We start from the raw sequence: 14,204 nt of genomic DNA on the forward strand, positions 1-14,204 counted from the left end.
CGTGATCTCGCGCTTCTTCATCGAACGTCCCGTGTTCGCGATGGTGATTTCCATCGTGATCCTGCTCGCGGGTCTGGTGGCCATGCGTGCGCTGCCCATTGCCCAGTACCCGGAAATCGTGCCGCCGGAAGTGTCCGTGACGGCCTCCTACCCGGGCGCCAGTTCCCAGGTCATCGCCGAAACCGTGGCCGCTCCGCTGGAGCAGGAAATCAACGGCGTGGAGGGCATGATCTACCAGTTGTCCAACTCTGACGCCAGCGGCGCCATGAGCCTGACCGTGTACTTCGAGGTCGGCACCGACCCCGACCAGGCAACCATCGACGTCAACAACAAGGTGCAGGCCGCGCTCGCCAAGCTGCCCGAGGAAGTGCGCCGGCAGGGCGTGAAGGTGGAGAAGAAATCCTCCGACATCCTGCAGGTGGTGACGCTGTTCTCGCCGGACAACTCCCGCGACCCGATCTTCATCAGCAACTACGCGCTGATCAACGTGATCGACGACCTCAAGCGGATCCCCGGCGTCGGCGACGTCAGCCAGTTCGGTTCCAAGGACTACGCCATGCGGGTCTGGCTGCGCCCGGACAAGTTGGCGCAGTACAACCTGACGCCCACCGACGTGGTCAACGCGATCCGCGAGCAGAACTCGCAGTTCGCCGCCGGCAGTTTCGGCCAGCAGCCGATGAAGGAGCCGCAGGACTTCACCTACATGGCTACCGCGCAGGGGCGATTCACCGATCCCAAGGAGTTCGAGAACGTCATCCTGCGCAGTGACTCCACTGGCGCCAGCCTGCTGCTCAAGGATGTGGCGAGGGTCGAACTGGGCGCGCAGGACTACTCCCTGGTCACGTCGCTCAATGGCCAGCAGAACGCCGCCTTCGGTATCTACCTGCAGCCGGGCGCCAACGCGCTGGATACCGCCCAGGCCGTGCGCGATCACATGGACGCCATGTCCAAGCGTTTCCCGCAGGGCATCACGTACAAGATCCCGTACGACACCACCACCTTCGTGAAGGTCTCCATCGAGGAGGTGATCCACACCTTTATCGAGGCGCTGATCCTGGTGATGGTGGTGGTCTTCATCTTCCTGCAGAACCTCCGCGCGACGCTGATCCCGGTACTGGCGATCCCGGTATCGCTGGTCGGCACCTTCGCCGGCATGTACCTGATGGGCTTCTCGATCAACCTGCTGTCGCTGTTCGGCATGGTGCTGGCGATCGGCATCGTGGTGGACGATGCCATCGTGGTGCTGGAAAACGTCGAACGGGTGATGCGCACGGAGAAACTCAGCCCGAAGGAAGCGGCGATCAAGGCCATGGAGGAGGTGACCGGGCCGATCGTTGCCATCGTGCTGGTGCTCTGCGCTGTGTTCATCCCGGTCGGCTTCCTCGGCGGCCTGGCCGGGCAGATGTACAAGCAGTTCGCGATCACCATTGCGGTATCGGTAGTGATCTCCGGCATCGTCGCGCTGACCCTGTCGCCAGCGCTGTGCGCGCTGATCCTCAAGGCCGAGCACAAGGAACCGGCCGCGCCGTTCCGCTGGTTCAACCGTACCTTCGAACGCATCACCAACGGTTACGGCGCCGGGGTGCAGTTCTTCCTCAAGCGTGCGGCCCTCGGCCTGCTGCTGTTTGGCGGCATGATCGCCCTGCTGGTCATCCTGTTCGGTCGCGTGCCCGGCTCACTGGTGCCCGACGAGGATCAGGGCTATGTGCTCAACGCCTACTTCCTGCCGCCGGCGGCCTCGCTGAGCCGCACCGAGAAGCTCACCAACGACGTGACCCACCAGCTGATGAAGCATCCGGCAGTGCAGGACGTGGTGACCTTCGCCGGTTTCGACATCCTCACCTTCGGCACCCGCAGCAACGCAGGTGTGTCCTTCGTGCCGCTCAAGGACTGGAAGGAGCGTACGACGCCCGAACTGGACGCGCGCAACCTGACCCGCGAATTCATGAAGATGGGCGCCGGCCAGGAGGACGGGGTGGTAATGTCCTTCAACCCGCCACCGATCACTGGCATGAGTACCACCGGCGGCTTCGAGGCCTACATCCAGGACCGCAGCGGCGGCACCTCCGAGCAGCTCGAAGAGGTGACCATGAAGTTCCTCGCAGCCGCGGCCAAGCGCCCCGAGCTGGCGGGGGTCAACACGACCTTCAACGCCAACGTGCCGCAGTACTACGTCGACCTGGACCGCACCAAGGCGCGGTCCCTGGGCGTGGCGATCAACGACGTATTCACGGCCATGCAGTCCACCTTCGGCAGTTACTACGTCAACGACTTCACCCTCTACGGGCGGACCTGGCAGGTCTCCCTGGAGTCGGAGCCGGAGTTCCGCCGCAAGCCGGACGACCTCAGCCAGGTCTTCGTGCGCTCGTCCACCGGCGACCTGGTGCCGCTGACCACCCTGGTGTCGGTCAAGCGCATCCTCGGCCCGGACTCCTACGCGCGCTTCAACGTATTCCCGGCGGCCAAGCTGCTCGGTGGCCCGGCGCCGGGCTACAGCTCCGGCCAGGCGCTGGCGGCCATGCAGGCGGTGGCGGATGAAGTTCTGGGCGAGGAATACTCGCTGGCCTGGATCGGCTCGGCCTACCAGGAGCTGGCGACCCAGGGCTCGGGCAGCACCGCGTTCATCTTCGGCCTGATCCTGGTGTTCCTCATCCTCGCCGCCCAGTACGAGCGCTGGACCCTGCCGCTGGCGGTGGTCACTGCCGTGCCCTTCGCAGTGTTCGGGGCGATCCTGGCGATCTGGCTGCGCGGGCTGGATAACGACGTGTACTTCCAGGTCGGCCTGGTCACCCTGATCGGCCTGGCGGCGAAGAACGCCATCCTGATCATCGAGTTCGCCGTGCTGTGCCGCGAGGAACAGGGTATGGGTCCGGTCGAGGCGGCGCTGGAGGCGGCCAAGCTGCGCTTCCGCCCCATCGTGATGACCTCGCTGGCCTTCATCCTGGGGTGCGTGCCGCTGGCCATCAGCACCGGCGCCGGCTCCGCGAGCCGTCACTCGATCGGCACCGGGGTGATCGGCGGCATGCTCGCCGCGACCCTGCTGGCGACCTTCCTCATCCCGATGTTCTACATGCTGGTGGAGTCGGCCGCGGACAAGCTCAGCGGCCGCAAGGCCAAGGCGAAGCCCGCACCAGAGGGCGTCCACGAGGCCTGATGCTGCAACGGGCCCGGCCAGCGCGGCCGGGCCCGCTCCTCGCTTTATGTGGGGAGTTGCTTAGGGAGCTTGCTAATTTTCCGCCGCTCGCCACAATGCATGGCTTCGCTGCGCCTTTCCTGTGCGCCAACTCGTTATCCACACTGACCTGCCTGCGGCCCCAGCCGCCCTTCGGCGGACGCGTGTGACCAGGTGATCCATGAATCTCCGCATCCTGCTGATCCTCGGCGCGCTGAGCGCCTTCGGGCCCATGGCCATCGACTTCTACCTGCCCAGCTTCCCAGCACTGGCGCAATCCTTCGGTACCGACGTCGAACACATCCAACTGAGCCTGTCGGCCTACTTCGCCGGTCTCGCCATCGGCCAACTGCTCTACGGCCCGCTGGCTGATCGCATCGGCCGGCGCATCCCGTTGCTGCTGGGGGTGAGCATCTTCACCCTGGCGTCGCTCGCCTGCGCCTTCGCGCCGAACCTGGAATGGCTGATCGGCGCGCGCTTCGTCCAGGCGCTCGGTGGTTGTGCGGGGATGGTGATCTCGCGGGCGGTAGTGCGTGACCTGTGCGACCCGATTGCTGCCGCCAAGGCCTTCTCGCAACTGATGCTGGTGATGGGCCTGGCGCCGATCCTCGCGCCACTGGGCGGCGGGCTGCTGCTGAGCCTGTCCGGCTGGCAGTCGATCTTCTATTGCCTGACGCTGTTCAGCGCTCTGGCCGGTGTCGCCATCGCGCTATGGCTGCCCGAGACCATCCCGAGCGGGCCGCGCCCACCGCTGCGCGGTGCACTGAAGCAGTACCGCGCACTGTTCCGCGACCGATCCTTCATCACCTACGCGCCCACCGGCGGGGTCGCCATCGCCGGGATGTTCTCCTATATCGCGGGCTCGCCCTTCGTCTTCATCGAGCTCTACGGCGTGCCGGCCGAGCACTATGGCTGGATATTCGGCAGCAACGCGGCGGGCTTCATCCTGATGGCGCAGGTCAATGCGCGGCTGTTGCGTTATCGCGGTCCGGGGTTCTGGCTGCGCCGGGCGGTGTGGGTTTACTTCGGTTGCGGCGTGGCGTTGCTGGCGATCACCCTGGCCAAACCCGAACACCTGTGGCCGCTGCTGGTGCCGTTGTTCGGCGCCATCGCAAGCCTGGGTTTCCTGCTGCCCAACTCCTCGGCCTGCGCCATGGCCAGCCAGGGCCGGCACGCGGGCAGCGCCTCGGCGCTGATGGGCAGCCTGCAGTTCACCGTCGCGGCCGGCGCTTCGGCGCTGGTTGGTGCATTGCACGATGGCTCAGCACTGCCGATGGCAGTGGTCATCACCGTCTGCGGCCTGGTGGCTGCCGTGCTCGGCTGGCTGAGCGGCCAGATCAGCGAACGCGCGGCCTGATCAGCTGGCGGCGCGTTGCACCTGTTCGGGTAGTCGGTGCGGGGCCTTCAGTCGGGCCTCGAGGGTAGCGACGAAACTGCGCGCCTCGAGCTCGCTGCGGAAACCCACGGCCTGCTGGTCGAGGCAGACTTCCCATGGCTGGTCTTTGCGCAAGTGGGACGGACGGACGAGGATGTTCACGGTACTCACCCCTGTGCTGTCAGGTGAAAAGGGACTTTCAGTGTAGTCCCGTCACATGGTGGTAGAAGGTGCGACTTGTGGTCGCCGACATGCGGTGGCGGCGCTACCGGAAACTCTCCAGCCACCATTCCAGAGCGCTCTATCCACCGTCGCGCCGCTTCGCTGAAAAATCCTGCAAAGCAATACTGCCGGCCCGCTTCCGCGGCGCGCGGCAGGACTACGACCAAAGGTTGATGGTGGGGTGGCGATCCCCGTCCATACTCGTTGTTCGACCTCGATAACAACAATAAGAGGCAGTGACGATGAGTTACCGGCAGTCCCATGACCGCTCCATCGCGGAGCCTTCCGCCTTCTGGGCCGAGCAGGCCGACCGTGTGGCCTGGTACCGCGCGCCCCAGGACACCCTGCAGGCCCTGCCCGACGGCAGCCATCGCTGGTTCGCCGATGGCCGCCTGAACACCTGCTACCTCGCCCTCGACCGGCAGATCGAGCTCGGCCGCGGCAACCAGGCCGCGCTGATCTACGACTCCCCCGTGACCAATACCCAGCAGCGCTTCAGCTACCTGCAGCTGCGCGATGAGGTCGCGCGCCTGGCCGGCGCCCTGCGTGCGCTGGGGGTGGAGAAGGGCGACGGGGTGATCATCTACATGCCGATGGTGCCGCAGGCCGCCATGGCCATGCTCGCCTGCGCGCGGCTCGGCGCGGTGCACTCGGTGGTCTTCGGCGGCTTCGCGCCCCACGAACTGGCGCTGCGCATCGATGACGCCAGGCCCAAGCTGGTGCTCACCGCCTCCTGCGGCCTGGAGTTCGAGCGGGTGATCGAATACAAGCCGCTGGTGGACAAGGCCCTGGAACTGGCCAGCCACAAGCCAGCCCACGTGCTGGTGCTGCAACGCCCGCAGGCGATGGCCGAATTGCAGGCCGGCCGTGACCTCGACTGGCGCGAAAGCCTGGTCCGTGCGCAACCGGCCGACCCGGTGGAAGTCGCCAGTGACGACCCGCTGTACATCATGTACACCTCCGGCACTACGGGGAAACCCAAGGGCATCGTGCGCGACAACGGCGGCCACGCGGTGGCGTTGAGCTACGCGCTGCCGACCATCTTCGGCCTGCAGCCGGGGGATGTCTGGTGGGGCGTTTCCGACGTTGGCTGGGTGGTCGGCCACTCGCTGATCGTCTACGGGCCGCTGATGAATGGCTGTACCACGGTGTTCTACGAGGGCAAGCCAGTGCGCACACCCGATGCCGGCAGTTACTGGCGGGTGATCGAGGAGCACAAGGTCAACAGCCTGTTCTGCGCGCCCACGGCAATCCGCGCGATCCGCAAGGAAGATCCGCAGGGCGATTTGCTCAAGCGCTACGATCTGAGCTCGCTGCGCCACCTGTTCCTCGCCGGCGAGAAGCTCGACAGCAGTACCCAGCACTGGCTGGAGGAACTCACCGGCAAGCCGGTGCATGACCACTGGTGGCAGACCGAGACCGGCTGGCCGGTGACCGCACCCTGCACCGGCCTGGGCGACCACGACCTGCGCTCCGGCTCCACCAACCGCGCGGTGCCTGGTTATCACGTGCAGGTGGTGGACGACGAGGGACGGCTGCTCGGGCCAAACGAGCAGGGCTCCATCGTCATCGCCCTGCCGCTGCCGCCCGGCTGCGCGCAGACGCTGTGGAACGACCACCCGCGCTACCTGCAGGCGTACCTGAAGACCTACCCCGGCTACTACCACACCGGCGACGGCGGCTATGTGGACGAGGAGGGCTTCGTCTACATCATGGGCCGCACCGACGACGTGATTAACGTCTCCGGCCACCGCCTGTCCACCGGCGAGATGGAAGAGCTGCTGGCGCTGCACGAGGCGGTCGCCGAGTGCGCGGTGATCGCCGTGCAGGATGACCTCAAGGGTCATGTGCCGCTGGGGCTGGTGGTACTCAAGGATGGCGCGCAGGCGACCGAGGCCAACCTGCAGCGCGAGTTGGTGGCGCTGGTGCGTGAGCGTATCGGCGCGCTGGCCTGCTTCCAGCGTGCGGTGGTAGTCAAGCGTCTGCCCAAGACCCGCTCGGGCAAGATACTGCGAGCGGTGCTGCGCAAGATCGCCGACGGCGAGAGCTATGCACCACCGTCCACTATCGACGACCCGGCGATCCTCGGCGAGATCGCCGAGCGCCTCGGTCAGGCCGGGCTCGCCAAGGCAGGCTGATATCCCACGACGTCGGCACTGCCGGCGTATTTCCAGGGCCGCACTTGTTGCGGCCCTTTTTTTGCGCCGCGCTCGCTGGGCGATGGGACTAAAGGCTCATTGCCATCTAGACTGCTGGCATCGGGCCTCTATCTGCGGTGTGGCATCCATGATCAGTCGTGTCGTCCTCGATGAGGAGGAGCTCGAAGCGCTGCGCGAAGTCACCGCGCAGGCGCCGCGCAAGCCCTTGGTGCTGGTGGTCGACGATGAGCGCGAGGTGCTGGCCGAGATGCGCGAGTTGATCGAGGGCGCGAATTTCCGCTGCCTGACAGCCGGCAGCGCAGCCGAAGCGCTGCGGCGTATCCGTCGCGACGAATCCGATATCGACCTGCTGGTGACCGACCTGCGCATGGAGCACGAGGGCGCGGGGCTGGAGCTGATCCGTGAGTTGAACGAGGTCGGCACATTCCTGCCGATAATCGTCCTTTCCGGCCAGGCGAACGCCCGTGACGTGATTGAGGCGATGCGGCTGAACGTGCTGGATTTCATGGTCAAGCCGCTTGACCCGGGGTACTTCCTGGACCTGCTCAGGCGTTATCTGTAGGACTGGGCATCTGGCGGTCCGCGAGCATGAATCGGGCTTCCCCCTCGCTCCTACGGCCACGCCCGGCGCCGGAGCGCTCTCTGTAGGAGCGAGCCTGCTTGCGAACCCGATAAAGACGTTACAGCGTCTGCGCTTTGAAGGTATCGCACTTGCCCGGCGAGCCGCTTTCGAAGCCGAGCTTGAACCAGCGCACGCGCTGCGCGGATGAACCGTGGGTGAAGGAGTCGGGCATCACCGTTCCGCGCGCCTGGCGCTGCAGGTGGTCATCGCCGATGGCGTTGGCGGCGTTCAGCGCCTCTTCCACGTCGCCCGGCTCCAGCCAGTTCAGGCGTTGCTGAGCGTGATTGGCCCAGACACCGGCAAAGCAGTCGGCCTGCAGTTCCTGGCGTACCGACAGCCCGTTGGCGCCTTCCATGCGCGCGCCGCGCTGGCGGGCAGCGTTGATCTTCGCGGAGATGCCCAGCAGGTTCTGCACGTGGTGGCCAACTTCGTGGGCGATCACGTAGGCCTGGGCGAAGTCGCCAGCGGCGGAGAACTTCTGTTCCATCTCGCGGAAGAAACCGAGGTCGAGGTACACGCGGTGGTCGCCTGGGCAGTAGAACGGCCCGACCGCCGAGGAGGCGAAGCCGCACGCCGAGTTCACCCCGCCATTGAACAGGATCAGCTTGGGCTGCTCGTACTGCTGGTTGCTGCGGGCGAAGATCTCGCCCCAGGTGTCCTCGGTGTCGCCGAGGATCGAGCGGACGAAGTCCACCTGTGGATCGTTGCCCGTGGCCGGCTTGCCTTGTGTCGGCCGCGCCGGCGCCTGCTGCTGGGAGACGTCCATCTGGCCGAGCAGCGAGCCGAGGATAGTCATCGGGTCCTGCCCGGAGAGCAGGCCGATCACCACCACGATGGCCACGCCGCCCAGGCTCAGGCCGCGACCGCCGATGCGCATGCCTCCGCCACCGCCCATGCCACCACCGCCGCTGTCATCGCGGGCATCCACTACGTTGTCGCTGCGTCGTCCTTTGCGCCATTGCATGGCGGCATCTCCATCGAACAGGTGGGTTCAGTGTTGTCGCGGGTGGGGCTGGCCGCCAGCCCGGTCGTCAGGCGAAACGGTGCAGCAGTTCGGCGCGGGCGAGCAGTTGCACGTCGCCGCCGACGCGGACCTCGTCGTCCTGGCCGACCTGCACGTCGAGCCGGCTGGGGCGACCGACGAAGCGGCCCTGAGCCAGCTGGAACAGCTCGCCGCGGCGTGCCTTGCCCAGTTCCACCAGGTAGGCGGCGACGGGGCCGGCGGCGCTGCCGGTGGCGACGTCCTCGATGATCCCGGCGCCGTCCCAGGTGCGGCCTTCGCGATTATCCACATCCAGCACGAAAACGAAGGCGGCGTTGAGTTTGGCCAGTTCGGTTGCCAGATCCGTGCGCTGGCGCACGCGGCCCAGGGCCTCGCTGCGTACCGGCAGCAGCAGGTAGGGCAGGCCGGTGCTGACCACGGCGGCGGGATAGTCGGCGAGATCGCTGGCGCTCAGCGAGAAAGCCTCGGCGAACCAGCGGCGCGCGTCATCGTCGAGCACGCTGCCGAAGTCGGCCGCGCCCTGGTTCATCTCGGCGTGGAAGCCAGCGCCACGGCGGCGCGTGGCCACCTTCACGGCCTTGGCCGGCAGTTCCAGCGTCCAGAGCTCCTCCTCGCCGCGCTGGTGCAGGTGGTGCAGCAGCGCGGCCGCGCCCAGCACCGGGTGGCCGGCGAAGGGCAGTTCCTCGTCGACGGTGAAGATGCGTGCCGAGTAGGTGTCCAGCGAGGCGGACGGGAACAGGAAGATCGACTCGAACTGGCGCAGCTCCTGGGTCAGCGCCAGCAGGGTCTGGGCGGGGATGCCGCGGGCGTCGGGGAACACCGCCAGGCCGTTGCCGGTGAGCGGTTGGTCGGCGAAGACGTCGAGTTGCCAGTACTGTTGCGCGGACATGGGCCTCCAGATGCCGCCCTTGAGCGGCGCAAAGAAAAACTCGACAGCCAGCCTAGCGAGCTATATGTTCGCCGACAAGAAAGCGCAGCTCACAGCGCCGCGCTTTCCAGGCCACCGCAGTGGCCGGCGTCGCTCGGACGGTTCCGGGCGCCTACGTTCATCAGAGGACACCATGACTGAACCCCGTTCAGCTCGCCGCTTTGCGCGCATCGATCGCCTGCCCCCCTACGTTTTCAACATCACCGCCGAGCTGAAGATGGCCGCCCGCCGCCGTGGCGAGGACATCATCGACCTGTCCATGGGTAACCCGGACGGGGCCACGCCGCCGCACATCGTCGAGAAACTCTGCCAGGTCGCCCAGCGCGAAGACACCCACGGCTACTCCACGTCCCGTGGCATCCCGCGCCTGCGCCGGGCCATCTCGCACTGGTACCGCGACCGCTACGAGGTCGAGATCGATCCGGAATCCGAGGCCATCGTCACCATCGGCTCCAAGGAAGGCCTGGCGCACCTGATGCTGGCCACCCTGGACCACGGCGACACCATCCTGGTGCCCAACCCCAGCTATCCGATCCACATCTACGGCGCGGTGATCGCCGGTGCCCAGGTGCGCTCGGTGCCGCTGGTGCCGGGGATCGACTTCTTCAACGAGCTGGAGCGGGCGATCCGCGAATCCATCCCCAAGCCGAAGATGATGATCCTGGGCTTCCCCTCCAACCCCACCGCGCAGTGCGTGGAGCTGGACTTCTTCGAGCGCGTGGTCGACCTCGCCAAGCGCTATGACGTGCTGGTGGTGCACGACCTGGCCTACGCGGACATCACCTTCGACGGCTGGAAGGCCCCGTCGATCATGCAGGTGCCCGGCGCCAAGGACATCGCGGTGGAGTTCTTCACCCTGTCCAAGAGCTACAACATGGCGGGCTGGCGCATCGGCTTCATGGTCGGCAACCCGGAGCTGGTCTCGGCCCTGGCGCGGATCAAGAGCTACCACGACTACGGCACCTTCACCCCGCTGCAGGTGGCCGCCATCGCCGCGCTTGAAGGTGATCAGCAGTGCGTGCGCGATATCGCCGACCAGTACCAGAAGCGCCGCGACGTGCTGGTGAAGGGGCTGCACGAGGCCGGCTGGATGGTGGAGAACCCCAAGGCCTCCATGTACATCTGGGCGAAGATTCCCGAACCCTATGCGCACATGGGATCGCTGGAGTTCGCCAAGAAGCTGCTCAAGGATGCCAAGGTTTCGGTGTCGCCGGGCATCGGCTTCGGTGACTACGGTGACGACCATGTGCGCTTCGCCCTGATCGAAAACCGCGACCGCCTGCGCCAGGCCGTGCGCGGAATCAAGGCGATGTTCCGCGCTGATGGCCTGTTGCCGGCCAAGGCCGAGTGACCGGCCGTGGATAACGAAAAGGGCGGCCAACTGGCCGCCCTTTTCGTTTTGGAGTCCCTCACCCCATCGGGCTTGCGGAGCCATGTCGCGCGGGGACCTGGAGAGTGCCCCGCGCGCCGGAAGCCCCATCCCACCTCCGCTCGCACTCAGGGGTGAGGGAGTGCCTCGTTGCAGGGGCTCAGCGAGCGGGATAATCCGCCAGCACTTCGCGCTGGCCGGCCTTGTTCAGGCCAACCACCTGATAGGCATCATGCTGGTCGCCCATTTCCATGCCCGGCGAGCCCATCGGCATGCCCGGCACTGCGGCGCCGACCAGATCGGCACGCTCGCGCAGCTTGAGGACATCGGCCGCTGGCACGTGGCCTTCGACGAATTTTCCGTCGATCACGCCGGTGTGGCACGAGCCCATGCTGTAAGGCACGCCAAGTTTGGTCTTCACTGCACTCATGTCCGCCTCGACGTGGTCGTTGACGGTGAAGCCGTTGCTTTCCAGGTGCTTGATCCAGTCCTTGCAGCAGCTGCAGTTGGCATCGCGGTGCACGTCGATGGTCAGCGGCTCGGCGGCCTGGGCGGCGCCGGCGACAAGGGCGGTGAGCAGAAGCAGGGTGCGCATGGTCGGGAACCTTAGAAGTACGAACCCGACCGAGCATACTCCCGCGGTGGATACGGCCCCACCCGCCGTTTGTTTCCCCATATGACGCGGGCAGGCGAACTTGCCAGGCGGCGCGGGGTCTCTAGCTGATCGGTGGTGCGTCCGCGACTGTCGGTCGCAGGGTTGGACGCTCGGCAATGGCTGCATGGCCAAGGAGAAAATCGGATGTTCTTCGCCCGTCTCGTCCTGCTGGTCCAGGCTCTGGTCTGGGGTGGCCTGGGACTGCTCTACTGGATTCGCCCCTACGAGATGGCCAACCTCAGCGGCATGCTGCTGATGGAGCCGTCGTCGGTAAGCGACGCCCGCGTCTTCTATGGCGGCCACCAGTTCGCGCTCGCGCTGTTCCTCGTCTTTGCCCTGCGTCGGCGCCTGCTGGTGCGGCCGGCGCTGATCCTGGTGATCCTGGTGCAGCTGACCCTGACGCTGTCGCGCCTGCTGATCGCCTGGACCGAAGGTGGCATGGAATGGGACGCGCAGTTGGCCGGCGTGGTCTACCGCGGCGTGATCTCGGCGCTGGCGATCTTCGCCCTCTACTGGCTGGAGCGGCAGTCGCGCCATCGCGCTGTGGTGGTGCGCGAACCGGAAGAGCCGGAGGAGCGCAAGGCGGACTTCGAAGGGCTGTGAGCTTCGGATAGGCGGCGCGGCCTGCCGGCGGCAGCGCTGCCGGGTTATCCCCGCTCCGTGCTATCGTATTGATTTCGCGGTAGAAGCAAGGCGGAGCCAGCATGAAGTTCGTACATCAACGTGAGCACCTGAACGAAGGCGACCTGGTCGTCATCGAGTGCTCCATGACCTGCAACATCCGCCTGATGACCGATGCCGCCTTCCGCAGCTTCAAGAACGGCGGGCGCCACGTCTACCACGGCGGCGCGTTCGACCGGTTCCCGGCCAAGATCAAGGTGCCCAGCACCGGCAACTGGAACATCACCATCGACACCGTCACCCGCCGCGCCATCAGCGTCACGCGCAAGGCCGACTTCAAGTACAGCATCAAGTTCGTGCGCAAGTCGCCGTCGAACTACAGCTGATCCTCAGTTCCCCGCCTGCGCGGGGAAGTCCTTGAGCAGCCGGGCGATGCCTTCGTCCACGGCCTGCTGGGTGATCTTCGGATCGTGCAGCTGGCGCGCCACCTGCGCCTGATAAAGCACCTGTCCGCTCGCCTCGTCGAGAATCTGCAGCGCCAGGCGCGCCTGCTCCTGGTCGGTGATCTGCGTCTGGGTCATCACGCCCGCGCCGGTCACCAACGGGCGCTGGACGATGCCGGTCTGGCTATCCAGGCCGACGGCGTAGATCACCCGCAGCTCCCCTGAATTGTCCTGGTAGCGGTAGCCCTTGGCTTCCAGTGCGCGACGCACGGCGAGATCGAAGCGATCTTCCAGGTCCTCGCGGTGGCCCTGGGCGCGCACAGCCTGGATGAAGAAGGTGCTTTGCTGGCCGTTGGCCGCGGGGGAGACGCTGATATTGGCGGGGTCGGTGCCGGCGCAGGCGGCCAGCAGCAGGCAGAGCAGGGGAAGGATCAGGCGGGACATGGACGTGCCTCTTGTCATTGTCCCGCAAGCGTAGCCGCCTTGCGCTGACACGCCGCCCAACCCTTGGTTGGGCGGCGGTGCAGCAAGGTTTCAGCGGCGGGTCAGCAGGACGCCGGCTTCCATGTGGTGCGTGTAGGGGAACTGGTCGAACAGGGCGCAGCGACTCACCTGGTGGGTGTCGTGCAACTGGGCGATGTTCTGCGCAAGGGTCTCCGGGTTGCAGGAGATGTACAGGATGTTGTCGAAGCGGCGTGTCAGCTCGCAGGTGTCCGGGTCCATGCCGGCACGCGGCGGGTCGACGAACACGCTGCCGAACGCGTAGGACTTAAGGTTGACGTCGGCCAGGCGGCGGAACGGGCGCACGTCATTCAGCGCCTGGGTCAGCTCCTCGGCGGAGAGGCGTACCAGGGTGACGTTGTCCACGGCGTTGTCGGCCAGGTTGGCCAGAGCGGCGTTCACCGAGGTCTTGCTGATCTCGGTGGCCAGCACCTTGCGCACGCGGGTGGCCAGCGGCAGGGTGAAGTTGCCGTTGCCGCAGTACAGCTCCAGCAGGTCGTCTTCGCGCTGGCCCAGGGCCTCATACGCCCAGTTGAGCATCTTCTGGCAGACCTCGCCGTTGGGCTGGGTGAAGGCGCCCTCCGGCTGGCGGTAGCGGAAGGTACGGCCGGCGACGGTAAGTTCTTCGCTGACGTAGTCACGGCCGACGACCAGGCGCTTGCCGCGCGAGCGGCCGACGATGCTCACGCCCAGTTCGGCGGCCAGCGTCTCGGCGGCGGCCTGCCAGGTCGCGTCCACCGGGCGGTGGTAGCAAAGGGTGATCATGGCGTCACCCGCCAGGGTGGTGAGGAACTCCACCTGGAACAGCTTGTGGCCCAGCGTCGGCTCGGCCCAGGCAGCCTTCAGACGCGGCATCAGTTCGTTGATGCGCTGGCTGGCGATGGGGAATTCCTCGATCAGGATCGGCGTGTGCTTGTCGCCCTGCTCGAACATCGCGTAGTGGCGGGCTTCGCCCTCGCGCCATAGGCGGAACTCGGCGCGCAGGCGGTAATGCTCGCGGGGCGAATCGAACACCTCCGGCTCCGGCGCGGCGAAGGGCGCCAGCAGCTCGCGCAGGCGCGCGGCCTTGTCGGCCAGTTGGCTTTCGTATTGGGAGGGATCGAAACGCGGACTGCTCATGGGGCGGGTAACTCG

The 14,204-nt window shown here is 66.3% G+C and carries 13 protein-coding genes; 7 read left to right on the forward strand and 6 right to left on the reverse strand.

From position 1 onward, the window contains the following. Position 1 precedes the first annotated feature (1 nt). Positions 2-3,154 carry an efflux RND transporter permease subunit gene (locus ACIPK7_RS19680; RefSeq protein ID WP_192431722.1) on the forward strand — a complete coding sequence of 1,051 codons (3,153 nt, stop codon included), beginning with the start codon at positions 2-4 and terminating at the stop codon, positions 3,152-3,154. Between the two features lie 199 nt (positions 3,155-3,353). Next, positions 3,354-4,529: a multidrug effflux MFS transporter gene (locus ACIPK7_RS19685; RefSeq protein WP_401089679.1), complete on the forward strand. Its 1,176-nt coding sequence runs from the start codon at positions 3,354-3,356 to the stop codon at positions 4,527-4,529. On the opposite strand, the gene ACIPK7_RS19690 is transcribed toward ACIPK7_RS19685, so the two are convergent. Beyond that, a complete protein-coding gene (locus ACIPK7_RS19690) occupies positions 4,530-4,709 on the reverse strand; it encodes a hypothetical protein (RefSeq protein ID WP_401089681.1) in 180 nt (59 codons plus the stop codon). A gap of 302 nt (positions 4,710-5,011) precedes the next feature. On the opposite strand from ACIPK7_RS19690, the gene ACIPK7_RS19695 reads away from it, so the two are divergent. Then, the gene (locus ACIPK7_RS19695; RefSeq protein WP_401089683.1) at positions 5,012-6,907 is read left to right on the forward strand and encodes a propionyl-CoA synthetase; all 1,896 of its coding nucleotides are present in this window, start codon (positions 5,012-5,014) and stop codon (positions 6,905-6,907) included. Between the two features lie 148 nt (positions 6,908-7,055). Beyond that, on the forward strand, positions 7,056-7,490 hold the full coding sequence (locus tag ACIPK7_RS19700) for a response regulator (RefSeq protein WP_192431718.1): 435 nt from the start codon (positions 7,056-7,058) through the stop codon (positions 7,488-7,490). A 118-nt stretch (positions 7,491-7,608) separates the two neighbouring features. Here the strand turns inward: ACIPK7_RS19700 and ACIPK7_RS19705 are convergent, their stop codons facing one another. Together ACIPK7_RS19705 and ACIPK7_RS19710 are read right to left on the reverse strand one after the other, a co-directional pair. Continuing rightward, positions 7,609-8,514, reverse strand: coding sequence for a neutral zinc metallopeptidase (locus ACIPK7_RS19705; RefSeq protein ID WP_401089685.1), 906 nt, complete (start codon positions 8,512-8,514; stop codon positions 7,609-7,611). Positions 8,515-8,581: 67 nt separating this feature from the next. Then, positions 8,582-9,442, reverse strand: a complete 861-nt coding sequence (locus ACIPK7_RS19710) for a PhzF family phenazine biosynthesis protein (protein ID WP_192431716.1) — start codon at positions 9,440-9,442, stop codon at positions 8,582-8,584. 172 nt (positions 9,443-9,614) lie between these two features. Here ACIPK7_RS19710 and alaC point away from each other — a divergent pair, with 172 nt between their 5' ends. Next, positions 9,615-10,832 (forward strand): alanine transaminase, encoded by a 1,218-nt coding sequence (gene alaC, locus ACIPK7_RS19715; RefSeq protein ID WP_401089687.1) that lies wholly within the window; start codon positions 9,615-9,617, stop codon positions 10,830-10,832. 178 nt (positions 10,833-11,010) lie between these two features. Here alaC and ACIPK7_RS19720 read toward each other — a convergent pair whose 3' ends face one another. Beyond that, entirely contained in the window at positions 11,011-11,445 is a 435-nt protein-coding gene (locus ACIPK7_RS19720) for a DUF411 domain-containing protein (RefSeq protein ID WP_088421696.1), read from the reverse strand. Between the two features lie 204 nt (positions 11,446-11,649). Here ACIPK7_RS19720 and ACIPK7_RS19725 point away from each other — a divergent pair, with 204 nt between their 5' ends. Both ACIPK7_RS19725 and ACIPK7_RS19730 read left to right on the forward strand, forming a co-directional pair. Then, on the forward strand, positions 11,650-12,108 hold the full coding sequence (locus ACIPK7_RS19725; RefSeq protein WP_401089689.1) for a DUF4345 family protein: 459 nt from the start codon (positions 11,650-11,652) through the stop codon (positions 12,106-12,108). A gap of 101 nt (positions 12,109-12,209) precedes the next feature. Further along, positions 12,210-12,512 carry a DUF1883 domain-containing protein gene (locus tag ACIPK7_RS19730; RefSeq protein WP_017521653.1) on the forward strand — a complete coding sequence of 101 codons (303 nt, stop codon included), beginning with the start codon at positions 12,210-12,212 and terminating at the stop codon, positions 12,510-12,512. Between the two features lie 3 nt (positions 12,513-12,515). Here ACIPK7_RS19730 and ACIPK7_RS19735 read toward each other — a convergent pair whose 3' ends face one another. Further along, positions 12,516-13,013, reverse strand: a complete 498-nt coding sequence (locus ACIPK7_RS19735; protein WP_401089691.1) for a DUF4136 domain-containing protein — start codon at positions 13,011-13,013, stop codon at positions 12,516-12,518. Between the two features lie 90 nt (positions 13,014-13,103). Further along, positions 13,104-14,189: a tRNA (uridine(54)-C5)-methyltransferase TrmA gene (gene trmA / locus ACIPK7_RS19740; RefSeq protein WP_401089693.1), complete on the reverse strand. Its 1,086-nt coding sequence runs from the start codon at positions 14,187-14,189 to the stop codon at positions 13,104-13,106. Positions 14,190-14,204: the final 15 nt, after the last annotated feature.

Source organism: Pseudomonas sp. NPDC086581, assembly GCF_044746165.1.
GTDB lineage: Bacteria > Pseudomonadota > Gammaproteobacteria > Pseudomonadales > Pseudomonadaceae > Pseudomonas.

Excerpts from the sequence above, each read along its gene's own strand:
- ACIPK7_RS19685 (WP_401089679.1), top strand. The coding sequence starts at position 3,354 with ATGAATCTCCGCATCCTGCTGATCCTCGGCGCGCTGAGCGCCTTCGGG.
- ACIPK7_RS19695 (WP_401089683.1), top strand. The coding sequence starts at position 5,012 with ATGAGTTACCGGCAGTCCCATGACCGCTCCATCGCGGAGCCTTCCGCC.
- ACIPK7_RS19700 (WP_192431718.1), top strand. The coding sequence starts at position 7,056 with ATGATCAGTCGTGTCGTCCTCGATGAGGAGGAGCTCGAAGCGCTGCGC.
- ACIPK7_RS19705 (WP_401089685.1), bottom strand. The coding sequence starts at position 8,514 with ATGCAATGGCGCAAAGGACGACGCAGCGACAACGTAGTGGATGCCCGC.
- ACIPK7_RS19710 (WP_192431716.1), bottom strand. The coding sequence starts at position 9,442 with ATGTCCGCGCAACAGTACTGGCAACTCGACGTCTTCGCCGACCAACCG.
- alaC (WP_401089687.1), top strand. The coding sequence starts at position 9,615 with ATGACTGAACCCCGTTCAGCTCGCCGCTTTGCGCGCATCGATCGCCTG.
- ACIPK7_RS19720 (WP_088421696.1), bottom strand. The coding sequence starts at position 11,445 with ATGCGCACCCTGCTTCTGCTCACCGCCCTTGTCGCCGGCGCCGCCCAG.
- ACIPK7_RS19725 (WP_401089689.1), top strand. The coding sequence starts at position 11,650 with ATGTTCTTCGCCCGTCTCGTCCTGCTGGTCCAGGCTCTGGTCTGGGGT.
- ACIPK7_RS19730 (WP_017521653.1), top strand. The coding sequence starts at position 12,210 with ATGAAGTTCGTACATCAACGTGAGCACCTGAACGAAGGCGACCTGGTC.
- ACIPK7_RS19735 (WP_401089691.1), bottom strand. The coding sequence starts at position 13,013 with ATGTCCCGCCTGATCCTTCCCCTGCTCTGCCTGCTGCTGGCCGCCTGC.
- trmA (WP_401089693.1), bottom strand. The coding sequence starts at position 14,189 with ATGAGCAGTCCGCGTTTCGATCCCTCCCAATACGAAAGCCAACTGGCC.